Consider the following 15,717-nt stretch of genomic DNA (forward strand, 5'->3'; position numbering starts at 1 on the left):
TCTCCGAAATAAGGGGTCTGCTTTCCGGTGTCCTGCTTGATGTAGGTCTGGAAATAGTCCCAAAACATATAAACAGAGGAGGACTTCTGTGGCAAATATCACTGCATCAATGGTTTCCGAACTTCGCGCCAAGACTGGCGCGGGGATGATGGATTGCAAAAAAGCACTGACCGAAGCCAATGGCGACATGGAAGAAGCTGTCAGCATCCTGCGCAAGAAAGGTCTGTCTGCGGCTGCCAAGAAAGCTGGCCGCGCCGCGGCTGAAGGAATGATCGTGGCGGATGGCAATGATTCGGTCGGTGTGCTGGTTGAAGTCAACGCCGAAACGGACTTCGTCGCCAAAAACGAAGCTTTCCAAAAGTTCTGCGCCGGTGTCGCCAGCCTTGTTGTAGAAAAGGCGCCCACGGATATTGAAGCCCTGATGAATCTCGACTATCCTGGTACTGGCCGTACCGTACTGGAAGAACAGAACCATCAGGTTGCTACCATCGGTGAAAATATTGGTGTACGGCGTTTTGCCCGCTTCGAGGCGCCTTCTGCCGTTGAAGCTACCTATATCCACGGGGTAGGGAAAATAGGTGTATTGATTGAGCTGACCACCGATAAAAAGAGCGATGCCAAGGTAGCCGATGTTGCGCGTCAATTGGCCATGCACGTAGCCGCCGCCAATCCCCAGTATCTGAACCGGGATGCCGTCCCTGCCGAAGTGGTTGAAAGTGAAAAGGAAATCATGCGTGTTAAAGCGCTCAACAGCGGCAAGCCCGAAAAAATCGTTGATAAGATCATCGAGGGCCAGATCAACAAGTTTTTCGGTGAGGTCTGCCTTGTCGAGCAGGCTTTTGTTATCGATCCCGATCTGCCGATCAACAAGGTTCTTGCTAATCTCGGCAAGGAAATTGGCGGTGATGTCCAACTGACGCGGTTTGTTCGTTATCAACTCGGCGAAGGGCTTGAAAAGAAACAGGACGATTTTGCCGCGGAAGTTGCGGCTCTGAGCGGCAACTAAACGGAGATTTCATGGCTTCAGAAAAACCGATATACCGGCGGATACTGCTTAAGCTCAGCGGGGAAGCCCTGGCTGGAGATCAGGGCTACGGCATTGATCCCGATGTGATCTCCTGCATCGCCGGCGAAATCAAAGAGCTTGTCGATCTCAAAATTCAAGTCGCTTTGGTGATCGGTGGCGGCAATATTTTCCGGGGTGTGGCTGCGGCTTCCCGAGGGATGGATAGAGCCAGCGCCGACTATATGGGTATGATTGCCACGGTGATGAACAGTCTGGCGCTGCAGGATGCGCTGGAGAAAACAGGTGTTGTCACTCGGGTTCAGTCGGCCATTGAAATGCAGGAAGTCGCTGAACCTTACATCCGTCGTCGTGCTGTTCGACATCTTGAGAAAGGTCGAGTTGTCATCTTCGGCGCTGGCACCGGCAATCCCTATTTTACCACGGATACTGCTGCCAGCCTGCGTGCCATGGAGATCAATGCCGAAGTTATTCTTAAGGCTACCAAGGTGGATGGTGTCTACAATGCGGATCCAGCCAAAGATAAATCAGCCGTCAAGTTTGACAAGCTGACCTATCTGGAGGTTCTTCAGAAAGGACTTCAGGTTATGGATGCCACCGCGACATCCCTGTGTATGGACAATAAACTTCCTATTGTGGTATTTAACCTTACCGAGCGTGGCAACATCAAAAAAGTTGTGCTCGGGGAGGAAATTGGTACCGTCGTCAAAGGAGAGTGAAAACCATGTATAAAGATGTGCTTGACAACGCTCGGCAGAACATGGACAAGGCTCTTGATAACCTGAAAAGAGAGTTTTCCCGTGTCCGTACCGGCCGTGCCAACGTCTCTCTTCTTGACGAGGTTCGGGTCAACTACTATGGCACACCGACACCCCTTAACCAGGTGGGAACGCTTACGGTGCCCGAGCCTAGGCTGATCACGATTCAACCCTGGGAAAAGCAGCTGATTCCTGAAATTGAAAAAGCGATCTATAAGTCAGACCTCGGCCTGAACCCTTCATCCGATGGGCAGCTGGTGCGTATTGCCATTCCCCCTCTGACTGAAGAACGGCGCAAAGATATGGTCAAACAGGTCCGGCGCATGGGGGAGGACGCCAAAGTTGCCGTTCGCAACGCGCGTCGTGATGCCAATGAAATGCTTAAAAAGCTTGAAAAAGATAAAGAAATTTCTGAGGACGATCTCAAACGGGCGGAAAAGGAAGTCCAGGATCTCACCGACGCCCATATAAAAAAAATCGATGACACTGTCGCCCATAAAGAAACAGAAATTATGGAGATCTGATCTCCAGCAATATTTATCCAAAGGAGAATGACCATGGCTCTTAAAATCACTGAAGATTGTATTGCTTGCGGCACCTGTGTCGATACCTGCCCCCTCGGTGCCATTGTGGAATCCGGTGATACGTATGCTATCTCCGATGACTGTACCGAGTGTCAGGCATGCGTCGACTCCTGCCCGGTAAACGCGATTGTGGCTTAGCAATAGCCGTAGGTAAGGGGGGCGCTCTTGTAGCGCCCCTTTAGTTTTTTTGTTTGGACGTCTCTTTCCTCGCCCCCTTTCTTTGGTACTAATCGTTTCTTCCACTCCCCCGGCTCGCCCGTTTCAATCGGGATTTCCCTTGTCAAATCCTCATACTGACGGTATCCTACCGCTCATTTCATGAATTATTGATGCAGGAGCGAGGAATCATGCCCGATCAAGTACTGGTCGTCGATGATGAGAAAATCATTCTTGAACTCACGTCCATGATCCTCAAAAGTAAGGGTTTTGATGTGCTCACGGCGGGTGGTGGCGAAGAAGGGTTACGCCTGGTCGAAGAGCACAGCCCCAGCGTGGTCCTTCTTGATTATATGATGCCGGCCATGGACGGTATGACTGTACTCAAGAGGATCCGTAAAAATTTTCCTGATACTTATGTCATTATGTTCACCGGCAAAGGCAGTGAAGAAATTGCCGTCGAGCTCATGAAGGCCGGGGCTTCCGATTACGTTCTCAAGCCTTTTAATAATCAGGATCTGATTGAACGAATTGAGAATGTTCTCAAAATCAGGCGAGTCGAACTTTTAAACAAGGAACTGCGCCTTGAGCGGGAACGTCTGCTGAGGGAAATCGAGGAATGGAATCTTGAGCTTGAAGGGCGTGTCGCGCAAAAGTCACGCGAACTCGAAAAGGCCCACGCTGAAATCGTGCAGGCGGAAAAGCTGGCAACCTTGGGTCATCTGTCGGCCGGCATGGCTCATGAAATTCGAAACCCTCTCAATTCTATCAGCCTCTTTGCTCAGATTCTCAGGCCGGTGCTGGCGGAAGATGCCGAAAAAGCCTCCTATATCGATAAAATCCTCAAAGAAGTGGATCGCATTGACGATATCCTGATCAAATTGCTTGCTGCCAGCAAACGTCCGCGGTTCGAACTGCAGAACCTGTCTGTAGCTGACATAATCCAAAGGTGTCTTTACAGTTTTCAGGAGCAGTTGATCAGCCAGGACATCGAAGTACGGCAGGACCTGCAGCCATCTCCTCCCATTCAGGCCGATTCTGCAGAGCTCGAGCAGGTCTTCAACAATCTTTTTGCCAATGCTATTTATGAAATGCCGCAGGGAGGAACTTTAAGTATTTCCCTGAATCACGATGACACGCATCTTTACATTATCGTGTCGGATACCGGTGGTGGTATTTCACCCGAACACATCAATATGATTTTTGATCCCTTCTTCACTACAAAAAAGAAAGGCACGGGTTTTGGCCTCTCCGTTGTTCTGCGTATTGTTAAGACATACAATGGTCATATCTCCGTTGACACGAAAGAAGGCCAGGGCAGTGTTTTTAAAATTCAGTTGCCTCTTGCTCAAACCTCAGTCTGATAACGTCTACCTGCGCTGCTTTTTTATGTCGTTCGATGGGCTTGTCAGGAAATAAGGAGAGGATATGCCTCTTCGATTGAGGGACCTCCCTCTGACTCTCGAACAAGACGAATCACTGCTTCCATCTCTTGTCGAAAAAGAACTTGGACTCAACGATGGAGAGGTTCATGATCTTCGTGTCGTGCGACAGGGGATTGATGCGCGCAAAAAACCGCGTGTTCTCCGGATTTATACTGTAGAGTTTCGGGTAAAGAACGAGGCGGCGGTATGGAAGCGAACCAGGAACCACCCTCGCTTGGAACAGGTTTCTCCACAACCCTGCTACGAGGCGCAACCCCTGGCTCTGCCAGGCAGGATTCTGGTCGTCGGTATGGGACCCGCGGGTCTTTTCGCGGCGCTTCGTCTGGCCCAGTACGGTTTTTCAGTGATGCTGCTTGAAAGAGGTCGGCCAGTCGAAGAGCGGGTCAGGGATGTGCGTGATTTCTGGGCAGGCAAAGGGCTCTGCCCGGAAAGTAATGTGCAGTTTGGTGAGGGAGGTGCCGGGACGTTTTCTGACGGTAAATTGACTACCCGTGTCAATCACCCATGGACGCGCCTTGTGCTGGAGACTTTGGTCCGTTTCGGGGCTCCCGCCGATATCCTCATTCAGGCCAAACCCCACGTGGGGACGGACAGGCTACGTCTGGTCCTGATCCATTTTCGCCAGGAGCTTTTGCGGCTTGGCGTCGATATCCGTTATCAGACCAAACTTACCGATGTGCTGACTCATAAAGGCCATGTTTGCGGCGCGGTGCTCGGTGATGGACTGACTGCTGCTTGCGACGCTCTGGTCCTGGCGCCGGGTCACAGTGCCCGTGATACCTATGAGATGTTGGCGTCCGTGGGTGTCCGTATGCAGGCCAAGCCTTTTGCTGTCGGGGTCCGGGTCGAGCATCCGTCCGAGCGGATCAATAACATCCAGTATGGATTCCCCACACATCCACGTCTTCCGGCCGCTGAATATGCGTTGAGTTACAATAATCCTGAGAGCGGACGAGGGACCTATTCCTTCTGTATGTGCCCTGGTGGCGAGGTGGTGGTCGCTTCCTCCGAGGAAGAGGGCGTGGTGGTCAATGGCATGAGTTATCTCAGCCGGTCGGGACCTTTTTCCAACAGTGCGCTGGTCGTAAGCGTGCGCCCTGAGGATTTCCCGGGTGACGATTGTCTGGCCGGAATGCGATTTCAACGAGAGCTGGAAAAAAAGGCGTTTCTGGCTGGTGGCGCCGACTATAACGCTCCCGCGCAAAGTCTGATGGATTTCATGGGCCAAGGCAAACCGTCGCTGCCCCCTGTGTCGAGTTGTCGGCCGGGCATTCAGCAGGTGGATCTTGAGGCTCTATTGCCGGCGTTTGTCACGAGTGAACTTCGGGAGGCCTTGCCCGTCTTCCAGCGTCGCATGAAGGGGTTTGTCTGCCCTGAGGCTGTTCTCATCGGCCTTGAGACCCGGACTTCGGCTCCTTTGCGCATTCTGCGCGGTGAGGATGGGCAATCTCTTTCCCATCCGGGGTTGTATCCCGCTGGCGAGGGCGCCGGATATGCCGGCGGCATTATGAGTGCGGCTCTGGACGGACTGAAAGTCGCCGAATATATTGCTCAGAAAGTAAAGGATGTGCATGGAACTGTCTAAAATATTCATTGTGAACATCAGAGAAAGAGATTTTGTCGACAGCCCTTTTCTGGTCAGAGACAAGGTCATGGCTATGGCCAAGAACGGCAAGCCGTATATGACGCTGAAGCTCGTCGATCGTACGGGAGAGGTCGAAGGGCGCGTCTGGGATCGCGTGGACGAATTCAACGATCTTTTCGGGAAAGACGACTTTATCCGCGTCAAGGGGAAGGCCAGCGTTTATCTGGGGAAAATGCAGCTGGTGGTGCAGGAGATCGAACGGCTCGATGAGGACAAGATTTCCCTCGCTGATTTTTTGCCGGTGAGTGCTCGCGATGCCCAGGTTATGGCAGCCGAACTGCGGCAGAAGGTCGACTCTCTTCGCAACCCCCATCTTCAGGCTCTGCTGAAAGCATTCCTGGATGATGTTGCCTTTTTGCAAGCCTATTGCAAGGCGCCAGCCGCCAAGTCGATGCATCACGTTTATCTCGGCGGACTGCTTGAGCATTCCCTGGCCGTGGCCGATCTTGCGGACGATATCTGCAGGCGCTATCCTGATCTTGACCGTGATCTTCTCGTCGCGGGTGCCTTGCTTCATGATATCGGCAAAGTCGAAGAACTTCGTTATGTCAGAACCTTCGACTACACTGACGAGGGCAAGCTTCTGGGGCACATTGTCATGGGTGTCGAAATGATCGACGAGAAGCTTCGGGGGCTGGAAAATTTCCCCCGTCCGCTCGCTTTGCTGCTCAAACACCTGCTCCTGTCCCACCATGGCCAGTATGAATACGGTTCGCCCAAGCGACCCAAAACCATGGAGGCAGTGGTCCTCAATTTTATTGATGATCTGGACGCCAAGATCAACGGTGTTCGTACTCATATCGAAAAAGAGCCTGACAGCGACAGTGCATGGACGAGTTATCATCGGCTGTATGACCGCTACTTTTTTAAACCACAAGGCCTTTCCGAGTCGGTTAACAGTTCTGATGAGTTGCAGGAAAGAGCAGCTGTCATGGCGCCGGCTCTGTCGGCTCGGCCAGAAACAAAACCTAAAAAAATGGACAAAAAGCCTACTTTCGGCTTCTCACTTGCGGATCAATTAAAAGGTAAAAGCCTGGATCTTTTTGCCGCCAACCCGGATAAGGAGGATGGCGATGATCGTTGAATGCCTTAGCGTTGGGCCTTTGCAGGTTAACTGTTTTATCATTGCGGACGAGCCTTCAAGGGAGGCCATGGTCGTTGATCCGGGAGATGAGGGCGAGCGCATCTGGCAGCATCTTCAAGAGAAGCGTTGGACCCTGAAATACATCGTCAATACCCACGGTCATTTTGATCATATCGGCGGTAACCGTTCCCTTGTCGAAAAGGCGGGAGCGCCCCTCATGATTCATCCCGCCGATGTGCCGCTGTTGCAGAACGCCGCCCAGCATGCCGCCATTTACGGTTTGAAAACCGTTTCATCGCCAGAACCACAGCGCCTGCTGAACGAGGGGGATGTTCTGAATCTGGGCGATCTCGCGTTTTCCGTGCTGCATGTGCCCGGACATTCCCCCGGCGGCATTTGCTTCTATGGTGAGGGGCATCTTTTCGCCGGTGACGTCCTTTTTGCCGGCTCTGTCGGTCGAACAGACCTTCCCGGCGGGGATCACGACACGCTGATTCAGGGTATCAAGCAGAAGCTGCTTGTGTTGCCTGAACAGACCGTCGTCCATACCGGCCATGGCCCCGATACGACGATCGGGAGGGAAAAGAAATCCAATCCTTTTGTCGGGTTCGGCAGCTGAATCATTTAAAGCCGAAGGGAGAACGCGGGATGCTGAAAGGGAAAAAGATTATACTGGGTGTCTCCGGCGGTATTGCTGTCTACAAAGCTGTCGAGCTGTTGAGGCTTTATGTGAAGGCTGGTGCGGATGTTTTTGTAATTATGACCAAAAATGCCCAGGAATTTGTGGCCCCCCTCACGTTTCAGACCTTGTCGGGCAACCCTGTGCACACGGATCTTTTCGATCTATTCCAGGAAAAGGAAATCGGTCATATCTCTCTGGCCGATCGTGCCGATCTGTTTGTTGTCGCTCCGGCCACGGCAAACATTATCGGTAAAGTCGCTGCCGGCCTTGCCGATGACCTGCTGACCACCACCATCATGGCCACCAAGGCACCGGTTCTTTTCGTGCCCGCCATGAACGTGAATATGTGGGAAAATCCTATCTATCGCCAAAATGAGGAAAAGCTCAAATCCGTCGGCTATCAGGTGATGGAGCCGGCTCTGGGCATGCTGGCCTGTGGCTGGGAAGGGAAGGGAAAGCTTCCCGATCCTGTCGATATCTTGGCCGAAACCGAAAGGCTGCTCCACCCGCGGGACCTGGTGGGAGAAACCGTCCTCGTCACGGCTGGTCCCACCCGGGAAGAGATAGATCCGGTCCGCTACATCAGCAACTATTCTTCCGGAAAAATGGGATACGCCATTGCCCGGGCCGCTTTCCTGAGGGGGGCTCGCGTCATTCTAATCTCCGGTCCTACCTGTCTTACCCCGCCTTGCGGTCTGGAATTTCATCGTGTCGGCAGCGCCTGTGAAATGCAGCAGACCGTGCGGCAATTTGCCGATGAGGCCAGCATCCTGATCAAAGCCGCCGCGGTGGCGGACTACCGTCCCGCCCACGCCTCATCGCACAAAATCAAAAAGGAGCAGGCTGGGAGCCTCCATCTCATGCTCGAAAAAAACCCGGATATCCTGGCTGAACTAGGAAAAATCAAGGGGCAACGCCTTCTGGTAGGATTTGCTGCGGAAACAGACGACCTGCTGGAAAACGCCACACGCAAGCTGAGGGAAAAAAACCTGGATATGATCGTTGCCAACGACATCACCGAAAAGGGCGCCGGCTTTGACGTCGATACGAATATCGTCCGTTTCCTTTTCGCCGACGGCAGCCAGGAGGCTTTGCCACAGATGAGCAAGGATGACGTGGCCCAGGCTTTGCTCGATCGGGTGAAGCGCCTGAAGGAGCAGACTGGCGGTTGAGATGGGCAGCTATCAGGTCTGGGAAAGCATGGCGAGGAGTTGGTCGGGGTTGGTTATGCCGGCACGAAACTGCGGACGCAGTTCGGCGATAATGGTTTCCGCTTCCTTTTCAGGCAATTTTCCGTCGAGCCAGAGCAGATTGAGGTTTTTGCGGATCATTTTAGCGGCATGCAGCGCCCGCTCTCCTGTTGGATCGGCCTTCCAGTAGGGACTGTTCTCGCCAAGAATCAGGATGCTTTCTGTCGCATCCCGGGCCAATCCGAGATATTCCTCGTGATATTCCATGGGAAGCACCCATTTGGACGTCGTGGAGAGGGACCGGATCATCTTCTGCCATTGCTGCAGGCGGTTGAGCAGCAATAGCGAGTTGAAAAGTCTTTTGTTGGTCGTAAAAGAAAAGATGGTGTCCGAGAGGACCGATCGCAGCATGCGGTCATTGTCCTGAAAGTTTTTTCGGGCCACCGTCCGGGCTAATTCCCAGATGGCCGGATCGACTTTGGCCTCCAGCCGAAGCTCCCAATAGGCGTGTTTAAGCAGGATGGTGTTGAAGGTGCGCACCATCTTGAAGGGGACGAAATAAGAGTGCGCTACCGTGTCAGCGGCCAAGTGACTCAGATAGCCATAGGCGCAGGCCAGCTGTGAATCACTTTTGGCTGCTTCGAGGATTTTTTTGCCCATCCGCCAACTGTGACAATGATTGAGATAGTGGGTGTGCTTTTTGCCAAGGGTGATGTCGGCACTCATGCAGCCATAGAGATAGTCGTTGGGATAGGTGCTGAGCAGGGTCTGCAGCGCAGGAGACAGGATGGAAAGGTTGGACAGAATATGCGAACCCAGTTGCAGATGTACCCCGACGCCCCAGGCGTAGGCGTCTGCGGGCAATAGAAGGAAAATTAGAAGGAGTAGTATAGTAGAAAAAGCCATAGGCTGAAGAGTCTCGTTTTTTCTAAAAGATTAGTCCACCACCGGCATGATGTAAAGGGCTTATGGGGAACGATGTAAAACAGCAAATCCTGGAAGTTTTGGGGCAGACAAGAGGTCTGCTCGAGGACTTAGCCTTGTCCGGAACGCATGAGATCCCTGTATTTTCCCGTGCTGAATCATTGCCGCGGTGTGAGTTGCTCCCAAGAGGTGAGGGGCCTGCGCCGGCTGTACTTTGTCAGCGCGAGAGTCTTGATGAAATTCTGGCCGATCTCGGTGATTGCCGCCGCTGTCCTCTCTGTGAAGATCGTAAAAATATTGTATTTGGCGTCGGCAATCCGCAGGCGCGGTTGGTCCTGGTCGGGGAAGCGCCAGGGCGTGAGGAAGATGAGAAGGGTGAACCTTTCGTCGGCGAGGCAGGGCGATTGTTGGACCGGATTCTTCGCGCCATGGGGTTGGGGCGCGACCAGGTCTATATCTGCAACGTGGAAAAATGCCGACCTCCTGGCAACCGCGATCCTCGACCGGAAGAAATCGCGGCCTGCGAACCCTTCCTCATTCGCCAATTGGCCTCCATACGGCCCAGCGTGATAGTGGCTCTCGGCAAATTTGCCACCCAGACCCTGCTGCGGGATCAAACCCCCATCACCCGTCTCCGGGGAACGTGGAAAGATTACCATGGTATTCCTCTCATGCCCACCTATCACCCGGCCTATCTGCTGAGAAATCCCTCTGGAAAGCAGGAAGTTTGGGAAGATATGAAGCAGGTTCTCAAGCGGCTTCAGCAAGGCGAGGACGGATGACGGCCGTCAAGGGGGCTTTGCTGGAGGCGGAAGGGGTCTGCGTGACACGCCGGGACGCCCAAGGATCGCCCGTAGAAATTCTCAGGAAAATCGACATGCGGGCTCATCCTGGCCGGCTGACCGTGGTCTTTGGACCTTCCGGTGGCGGCAAGTCGACTCTTATACGGCTGTTGAACAGGCTTGAAGAACCGACCGCCGGCAAAATTCTTCTCGCTGGAGAAAATGTGATTCGCATGGATCCCATTCGGCTGCGACAGCGTGTAGGGCTTGTGTCGCAGCGCCCCTTCATATTTCCTGGCACCGTACTGGATAATCTGCAGCGCCCCTTCGCCTATCGTCGTCAGTCTCCACCCTCCGTGGATGGTGGTGAGATTCTCACCGTTTTGGAGGCTTGTCGCCTTTCTCGCGAGATGCTGACTCGGCAGGCCCGCACGCTGTCCATCGGGCAGCAACAGCGGGTTTCCCTGGCGCGAACGCTCATAACCGATCCGGAAGTACTTCTTCTCGACGAACCGACCAGCGCCCTCGACCGGCCAACGGGGGACCTCTTGGCGCAGACGCTGAAAAACATTTGCCAAACCCGTAACCTGACGCTGGTGATGGTCAGTCATGACCTGCGCATGGTCGAACACATCGGGGATTATCTTTACTACCTTGACGGTGGCTGTATTCTTGAAGAGGGTAGTGTCAGTGATGTCCTGAGTCGACCCCAGACAGACTCTCTGCGGCGCTTTCTGGCGGAACCCTGGGAACGCGCGGTGGAGGAATAGGATGGAACAGGCGGAACTGATCGTTCTTGATACCATTGATCTTGTCTGGGCCTACGGTTTGATTCTGTTGACCTTCGGGTTGGCGCGGCTGCAGAAAGTCGGTCAGGAAAAAGAGTTTCTATGGGCTTCTGTACGCATGGTCGCCCAACTGTTGGCCATCGGCTATACCCTGCATCTCGTGTTTGCCATTCGCAGTCCTTTGCCCGTTCTTCTCATCCTGTTGGTCATGGCTGGTTTTTCTGTCCAGGTCATGGCCGGGCGCGTCAAAGGAAGGATGCCCGGTTTTTACAGGGTCGTCGGCGTCTCAATCCTTGTTGGCTGTGGTCTGGTCTCTTTCTATTTCTGCCTGGTGGTGGTGGGGTTCACTCCTTGGTACGACCCACGCTATCTCATTCCCTTGGTCGGAATGATCATCGGCAACTCCATGAACGGCGCCAGTCTGGCGGCGGAACGACTGCACAGCGAGCTGGCTGAACGAAAGGACGAGATTGAAGCGGCCCTTTGTCTGGGGGCGACCTCACGGCAAGCTTCCCAGGAGGCCATGCGCAGCGCTTTTCGGGCAGCCTTGATCCCGGCGACCAATACCATGGCCGCCATGGGGATTGTTTCTCTTCCCGGCATGATGACAGGGCAGATTCTGTCAGGCACCGAGCCCGTTGTGGCGGTCAAATATCAGATCGCCATCATGTGCGCCATTACCGGTGCTGTGGCCATCACCACCTTTCTCATTGTACATCGAGGCTATCGCACTTATTTCTCCCGGGCACACCAGCTTCTGGATTTGTCAGCGCCGAAATCCTGAAACAACGACCGTCTGAACCCTATGGGGGAAGAAAGTCCAGGCGCGGCCCGGCCCTTAAGACTGTGGCTTGCGATGGGGATTGTCGAGGTTCAGTCGCTTCATCTTTTCCACGAGCGTCGTGCGGTTGATATTCAGCAGCACAGCAGCCTTGGCCTTAACTCCCTTACTCAACTCCAACGCTTCCGAAATCATGCCCCGTTCGATATCCGCCAGAATCTTGTCCATGTTGATCCCCGTGTCTTCCACCTTTGGGGCTCGGTAATCAGGCCTTGACGTATTGTATTCACCGCCACCGACGTGCTGGGGCAGATCCCGTCTCTCGATGCGCTCCCCATCGGTGAGGGCAACCGTCCTCTCAATGACATTTTCCATCTCACGAACGTTTCCCGGCCAGTCATAAGCTTCGAGGGCCTGCATGGCTTCGGGGGAGACAGACATGAGTGAACGTTTCATTTCCTTGCAGATCTTCTGCAGGAAGTGCCGTGCCAGCAGGGCAATGTCCTCGCGGCGGTCCCGTAGCGGTGGCAACAGGATAGGGATGACATTGAGGCGGTAATAGAGGTCTTCCCTGAATAGTCCTCTTTTGACCCGGTCTTCCAGGTTCGAGTTGGTAGCCGAGACCACCCGGACGTTAAGTTTCAGCTTTTTGCTGCCACCAACCCTCTCAACTTCCTGCTCCTGGAGCACCCTTAGCAGCTTCATCTGTAAATGCATCGGCATGGTGCCTATCTCGTCCAGAAAGATCGTACCATTGTTGGCAGTCTCGAATTTGCCGGGCTTGTCCAGCACCGCTCCGGTAAAAGAACCTCGTACATGGCCAAAAAGCTCGCTTTCCAGAAGGTCGGCCGGAATCGCCCCGCAGTTGATGGCGACAAAAGGTTGCTCCTTGCGACTGCTGTTGTAATGAATGGCGCGGGCCACCAGTTCCTTGCCTGTCCCCGATTCACCCAGGATCAGGATCGTTGAATCGGTCTGGACGATTCTCTCCATGCGGGAAAAAACCTGCTGGATGGCCAGGCTGTTGCCGATAATATTTTCAAACTTGTATTTTCCGCGCAGTTGTCGGCGCAGGTAGAGGTTTTCGGCGACCAGTTGACTTTTTTCCAGCGCCTTGGCCACCAGTATTTTCAGTTTTTCGATATTGAATGGTTTGGTGATGTAGTCGAAAGCCCCTTCTTTCATGGCCTCTACGGCAGTTTCGGCCGAAGCGTTTCCTGTAATCAGGATGACGTTGGTGTAGGGGGAGTCGACTTTGACTTTTTTGAGAATGTCGATGCCGCTGACGCCTGGGAGAAACAGATCCGTTATGACGATCTCAAAAGGTGTGCTCTGCATGATTTGCAGCGCTTCTTCACCGGACTCCGTTGCCTGGACGCTGTAGCCGGCGCTGGTAAGCAGCATGGACAGTGCATCCCTGTTGTTGGCTTCATCGTCGATGATCAAAATCTGTGAAAGGTTGTTCATGGCATCTCCTGAACGAAATGAAAGGAGGCGTCAGATCTTTGACGGTCTGTACCTTAGCATAGGGCTCTTCAAGTGGCAAGATCCCTTGTCACAGGTGTCACGAGGGTGACTGTTCGCATTTTTGACAGGCTGGGTGGGGTGCGGTAATCTTTTCTGCATGAACGCATTTCTACGAACATGCCTGCTGCTGATACCCCTTTTTTTCTGGGCCACCCCGGCACCCGGGGAACCCGGAGCCGTTATCCGGGTTGTGCGCGTCAACGCGGCCATAACTCCCACCGTGGCCGATTTTATTGCGACTGAACTCAACAGGGCCAACGATAACGCAGACAAGGCCTTTTTGTTGGAGGTAGACACACCGGGTGGCCTTGATATCGCCATGCGGGATATTATCAAGGCGATGTTGGCCTCGCGCATTCCCGTCATTGTGTATGTCTATCCTGCCGGCGCGCGGGCTGCTTCGGCCGGCGCACTCATTGCCCTGGCCGCAGATTTTGTGGTCATGGCACCCGGAACCAATATTGGCGCCGCTCACCCGGTAGCCGTTGGTCCTGGTGGCCAGCAGGACACGACCATGATGGACAAGGTGCTCGCGGATGCGGTGGCCTACGCCCGTAGCCTTGCCGAACAGCGCGGACGGAATGTGGACTGGGCCGAGCGCATCGTGCGGGAAAGTATTTCCACGTCGGCATCGGAAGCACTGCAGATTAAGGTCATCGATCTGATTGCCTCCGATGAAAAGGAACTGATCGCGGGGCTATCGGGTCGGCGCTATCTGCGCCAAGGGCAAGCCCTGATGCTGGACATTGCCGACTCCGAACTGCTCTTCGTCGAGATGAGCTGGCGACAGAAAATTCTCGCGACCATCAGCAACCCTAATGTGGCCTACATGCTCCTTATGCTTGGGATTATGGGGATATTTTTCGAGATCTCCCAACCCGGTGTGGTTTTTCCCGGGGCTCTTGGTGCTATCGCGCTTTTGCTGGCGCTCTTCGCCTTCCAGACACTGCCGATCAATTATGCCGGTGTTTTGCTGATTCTACTGGCTATCGTCCTTTTTATTCTCGAAGTGAAAATCGTCTCCTATGGCATGCTTTCTATCGGCGGTCTTGTCTCCATGACCCTGGGGTCTTTGATGCTCATAGAAAGTTCCGAGCCCTATCTGCAGATATCCCGTACCATCATCGCTGCCACAACGGCTGTTTTTGGCGGATTCTTCCTGTTGGTCGTATTTTTTGTTGTGCGAACACAGAAAACCCGCTTTATCTCAGGGGCTGAGGGCATGGTTGGGGAACGGGGACAGGCAGTGACGGCCATCCACGAGGAAGGGAGGGTCTTCGTGCACGGAGAGTACTGGAATGCTTATTCTAAACAGCCAGTTGGCAAAGACCAGGCTGTTATCGTGGTCCGCATGGAGGGACATCTCCGGATGGAAGTGGCCCCATGGCCTGCCAGTGAACCCACGACCTACACTGTTCCTCAACAGAGTGCTGCTGACTCCAGGCATGACGTAACGACGGACAAGGAGGAGGATTCATGATACCTGTTGGTCTCATCGGTTGGGCGGTTGTCCTAGGATTGTTGCTTTTTATTGTTGTCCAGGCGGTCCAGATTCTCATGGAATATGAGCGGGGGGTCGTCTTTCGTCTGGGGAGATTTTCCTCGGTGAAAGGCCCCGGCCTCCGGCTGATTATTCCCTTTGTCGACCGGTTGGTTAAAATAAGTCTTCGCACGGTGGCCATGGACGTGCCACCTCAGGATGTCATCACCAAGGACAATGTGTCTGTCAAGGTCAACGCCGTTCTCTACTTTCGCGTGCTTTCCCCCGAAAAGGCTCTGATTGAAGTGGAGAACTATCTGTACGCAACCAGCCAGTTGGCCCAGACGTCTCTGCGCAGTGTGCTCGGGCAGTCTGATCTGGATGATCTGCTGTCCCACCGGGATCGTATCAATCAGGAACTGCAGAACATTCTTGACAGGCAGACAGATCCCTGGGGCGTCAAGGTTTCAAACGTTGAAATAAAGCATGTGGATCTGCCGGCGGAAATGCAGCGTGCCATGGCACGGCAGGCGGAAGCGGAAAGGGAAAGACGATCCAAGGTTATTCATGCCGAAGGGGAATACCAGGCTTCTCAGAAACTTTCTGAGGCGGCGGAGGTTATGAGCCATCAGCCCACGGCATTGCAACTGCGTTTTTTGCAAACCCTTACGGAAGTCGCCACCGAAAAGAACTCGACCATCATTTTTCCGGTTCCCATCGACCTCATTCAACCTTTTTTGGATTCCCGCAAGAAAGGAATTTCCTCTTCTGATTGATTGCCGTTGACCCCTTGGGCGCATAGAGGCTTTCAGGGGCTTGATATCTTTTCCCTATGCGAAATATGGGATGCCCTGTGAGATGGGGTTG

The 15,717-nt window shown here is 53.7% G+C and carries 16 protein-coding genes; 14 read left to right on the plus strand and 2 right to left on the minus strand.

Features of this window, described 5'->3' with window-relative positions:
* Positions 1 to 88: 88 nt before the first annotated feature.
* From tsf to coaBC, 9 genes are all read left to right on the plus strand, one after another.
* Complete coding sequence (gene tsf / locus AOP6_RS06860; protein ID WP_155875975.1) at positions 89 to 1,006, plus strand: translation elongation factor Ts; 918 nt, start codon at positions 89 to 91, stop codon at positions 1,004 to 1,006.
* Between the two features lie 11 nt (positions 1,007 to 1,017).
* Entirely contained in the window at positions 1,018 to 1,743 is a 726-nt protein-coding gene (gene pyrH, locus AOP6_RS06865; RefSeq protein WP_155875976.1) for a UMP kinase, read from the plus strand.
* A 5-nt stretch (positions 1,744 to 1,748) separates the two neighbouring features.
* Entirely contained in the window at positions 1,749 to 2,306 is a 558-nt protein-coding gene (gene frr / locus AOP6_RS06870; protein WP_155875978.1) for a ribosome recycling factor, read from the plus strand.
* Between the two features lie 33 nt (positions 2,307 to 2,339).
* Positions 2,340 to 2,504 carry a 4Fe-4S binding protein gene (locus tag AOP6_RS06875; protein WP_155875980.1) on the plus strand — a complete coding sequence of 55 codons (165 nt, stop codon included), beginning with the start codon at positions 2,340 to 2,342 and terminating at the stop codon, positions 2,502 to 2,504.
* A gap of 209 nt (positions 2,505 to 2,713) precedes the next feature.
* Positions 2,714 to 3,886, plus strand: coding sequence for a response regulator (locus AOP6_RS06880; protein ID WP_155875983.1), 1,173 nt, complete (start codon positions 2,714 to 2,716; stop codon positions 3,884 to 3,886).
* A gap of 64 nt (positions 3,887 to 3,950) precedes the next feature.
* On the plus strand, positions 3,951 to 5,552 hold the full coding sequence (locus AOP6_RS06885; protein ID WP_155875984.1) for an FAD-dependent protein: 1,602 nt from the start codon (positions 3,951 to 3,953) through the stop codon (positions 5,550 to 5,552).
* Positions 5,545 to 6,696 (plus strand): HD domain-containing protein, encoded by a 1,152-nt coding sequence (locus AOP6_RS06890; RefSeq protein ID WP_155877669.1) that lies wholly within the window; start codon positions 5,545 to 5,547, stop codon positions 6,694 to 6,696. The genes AOP6_RS06885 and AOP6_RS06890 overlap by 8 nt, the downstream gene beginning before the upstream one ends.
* Positions 6,686 to 7,315: an MBL fold metallo-hydrolase gene (locus AOP6_RS06895; protein ID WP_155875986.1), complete on the plus strand. Its 630-nt coding sequence runs from the start codon at positions 6,686 to 6,688 to the stop codon at positions 7,313 to 7,315. The genes AOP6_RS06890 and AOP6_RS06895 overlap by 11 nt, the downstream gene beginning before the upstream one ends.
* Before the next feature lie 29 nt (positions 7,316 to 7,344).
* Positions 7,345 to 8,550 carry a bifunctional phosphopantothenoylcysteine decarboxylase/phosphopantothenate--cysteine ligase CoaBC gene (coaBC, locus tag AOP6_RS06900; RefSeq protein ID WP_155875988.1) on the plus strand — a complete coding sequence of 402 codons (1,206 nt, stop codon included), beginning with the start codon at positions 7,345 to 7,347 and terminating at the stop codon, positions 8,548 to 8,550.
* Positions 8,551 to 8,562: 12 nt separating this feature from the next.
* Here coaBC and AOP6_RS06905 read toward each other — a convergent pair whose 3' ends face one another.
* On the minus strand, positions 8,563 to 9,474 hold the full coding sequence (locus AOP6_RS06905) for a zinc dependent phospholipase C family protein (RefSeq protein ID WP_155875990.1): 912 nt from the start codon (positions 9,472 to 9,474) through the stop codon (positions 8,563 to 8,565).
* A 134-nt stretch (positions 9,475 to 9,608) separates the two neighbouring features.
* Here AOP6_RS06905 and AOP6_RS06910 point away from each other — a divergent pair, with 134 nt between their 5' ends.
* The 3 genes from AOP6_RS06910 to fetB are packed head-to-tail and all read left to right on the plus strand — an operon-like array spanning position 9,609 to position 11,846.
* Complete coding sequence (locus AOP6_RS06910; protein ID WP_225897372.1) at positions 9,609 to 10,274, plus strand: uracil-DNA glycosylase; 666 nt, start codon at positions 9,609 to 9,611, stop codon at positions 10,272 to 10,274.
* Positions 10,271 to 11,044 carry an ATP-binding cassette domain-containing protein gene (locus tag AOP6_RS06915; protein WP_155875994.1) on the plus strand — a complete coding sequence of 258 codons (774 nt, stop codon included), beginning with the start codon at positions 10,271 to 10,273 and terminating at the stop codon, positions 11,042 to 11,044. The genes AOP6_RS06910 and AOP6_RS06915 overlap by 4 nt, the downstream gene beginning before the upstream one ends.
* A gap of 1 nt (position 11,045) precedes the next feature.
* Positions 11,046 to 11,846 (plus strand): iron export ABC transporter permease subunit FetB, encoded by an 801-nt coding sequence (fetB, locus tag AOP6_RS06920; protein WP_155875996.1) that lies wholly within the window; start codon positions 11,046 to 11,048, stop codon positions 11,844 to 11,846.
* Positions 11,847 to 11,900: 54 nt separating this feature from the next.
* Here fetB and AOP6_RS06925 read toward each other — a convergent pair whose 3' ends face one another.
* On the minus strand, positions 11,901 to 13,310 hold the full coding sequence (locus tag AOP6_RS06925; protein ID WP_155875998.1) for a sigma-54 dependent transcriptional regulator: 1,410 nt from the start codon (positions 13,308 to 13,310) through the stop codon (positions 11,901 to 11,903).
* Positions 13,311 to 13,467: 157 nt separating this feature from the next.
* On the opposite strand from AOP6_RS06925, the gene AOP6_RS06930 reads away from it, so the two are divergent.
* Together AOP6_RS06930 and AOP6_RS06935 are read left to right on the plus strand one after the other, a co-directional pair.
* Positions 13,468 to 14,850, plus strand: a complete 1,383-nt coding sequence (locus AOP6_RS06930; RefSeq protein WP_155876000.1) for a nodulation protein NfeD — start codon at positions 13,468 to 13,470, stop codon at positions 14,848 to 14,850.
* Positions 14,847 to 15,626: a slipin family protein gene (locus tag AOP6_RS06935; protein WP_155876002.1), complete on the plus strand. Its 780-nt coding sequence runs from the start codon at positions 14,847 to 14,849 to the stop codon at positions 15,624 to 15,626. Before AOP6_RS06930 ends, AOP6_RS06935 begins: the two co-directional genes overlap by 4 nt.
* The last annotated feature ends 91 nt before the right edge of the window (positions 15,627 to 15,717 follow it).

This window comes from Desulfuromonas sp. AOP6 (genome assembly GCF_009731355.2).
GTDB lineage: Bacteria > Desulfobacterota > Desulfuromonadia > Desulfuromonadales > SZUA-540 > SZUA-540.

What these genes read in the sequence shown, in the direction of transcription:
- pyrH (WP_155875976.1), top strand. Translation starts at nt 1,018, where the DNA reads ATGGCTTCAGAAAAACCGATATACCGGCGGATACTGCTTAAGCTCAGC.
- frr (WP_155875978.1), top strand. Translation starts at nt 1,749, where the DNA reads ATGTATAAAGATGTGCTTGACAACGCTCGGCAGAACATGGACAAGGCT.
- AOP6_RS06875 (WP_155875980.1), top strand. Translation starts at nt 2,340, where the DNA reads ATGGCTCTTAAAATCACTGAAGATTGTATTGCTTGCGGCACCTGTGTC.
- AOP6_RS06880 (WP_155875983.1), top strand. Translation starts at nt 2,714, where the DNA reads ATGCCCGATCAAGTACTGGTCGTCGATGATGAGAAAATCATTCTTGAA.
- AOP6_RS06885 (WP_155875984.1), top strand. Translation starts at nt 3,951, where the DNA reads ATGCCTCTTCGATTGAGGGACCTCCCTCTGACTCTCGAACAAGACGAA.
- AOP6_RS06895 (WP_155875986.1), top strand. Translation starts at nt 6,686, where the DNA reads ATGATCGTTGAATGCCTTAGCGTTGGGCCTTTGCAGGTTAACTGTTTT.
- coaBC (WP_155875988.1), top strand. Translation starts at nt 7,345, where the DNA reads ATGCTGAAAGGGAAAAAGATTATACTGGGTGTCTCCGGCGGTATTGCT.
- AOP6_RS06905 (WP_155875990.1), bottom strand. Translation starts at nt 9,474, where the DNA reads ATGGCTTTTTCTACTATACTACTCCTTCTAATTTTCCTTCTATTGCCC.
- AOP6_RS06915 (WP_155875994.1), top strand. Translation starts at nt 10,271, where the DNA reads ATGACGGCCGTCAAGGGGGCTTTGCTGGAGGCGGAAGGGGTCTGCGTG.
- fetB (WP_155875996.1), top strand. Translation starts at nt 11,046, where the DNA reads ATGGAACAGGCGGAACTGATCGTTCTTGATACCATTGATCTTGTCTGG.
- AOP6_RS06925 (WP_155875998.1), bottom strand. Translation starts at nt 13,310, where the DNA reads ATGAACAACCTTTCACAGATTTTGATCATCGACGATGAAGCCAACAAC.
- AOP6_RS06930 (WP_155876000.1), top strand. Translation starts at nt 13,468, where the DNA reads ATGAACGCATTTCTACGAACATGCCTGCTGCTGATACCCCTTTTTTTC.
- AOP6_RS06935 (WP_155876002.1), top strand. Translation starts at nt 14,847, where the DNA reads ATGATACCTGTTGGTCTCATCGGTTGGGCGGTTGTCCTAGGATTGTTG.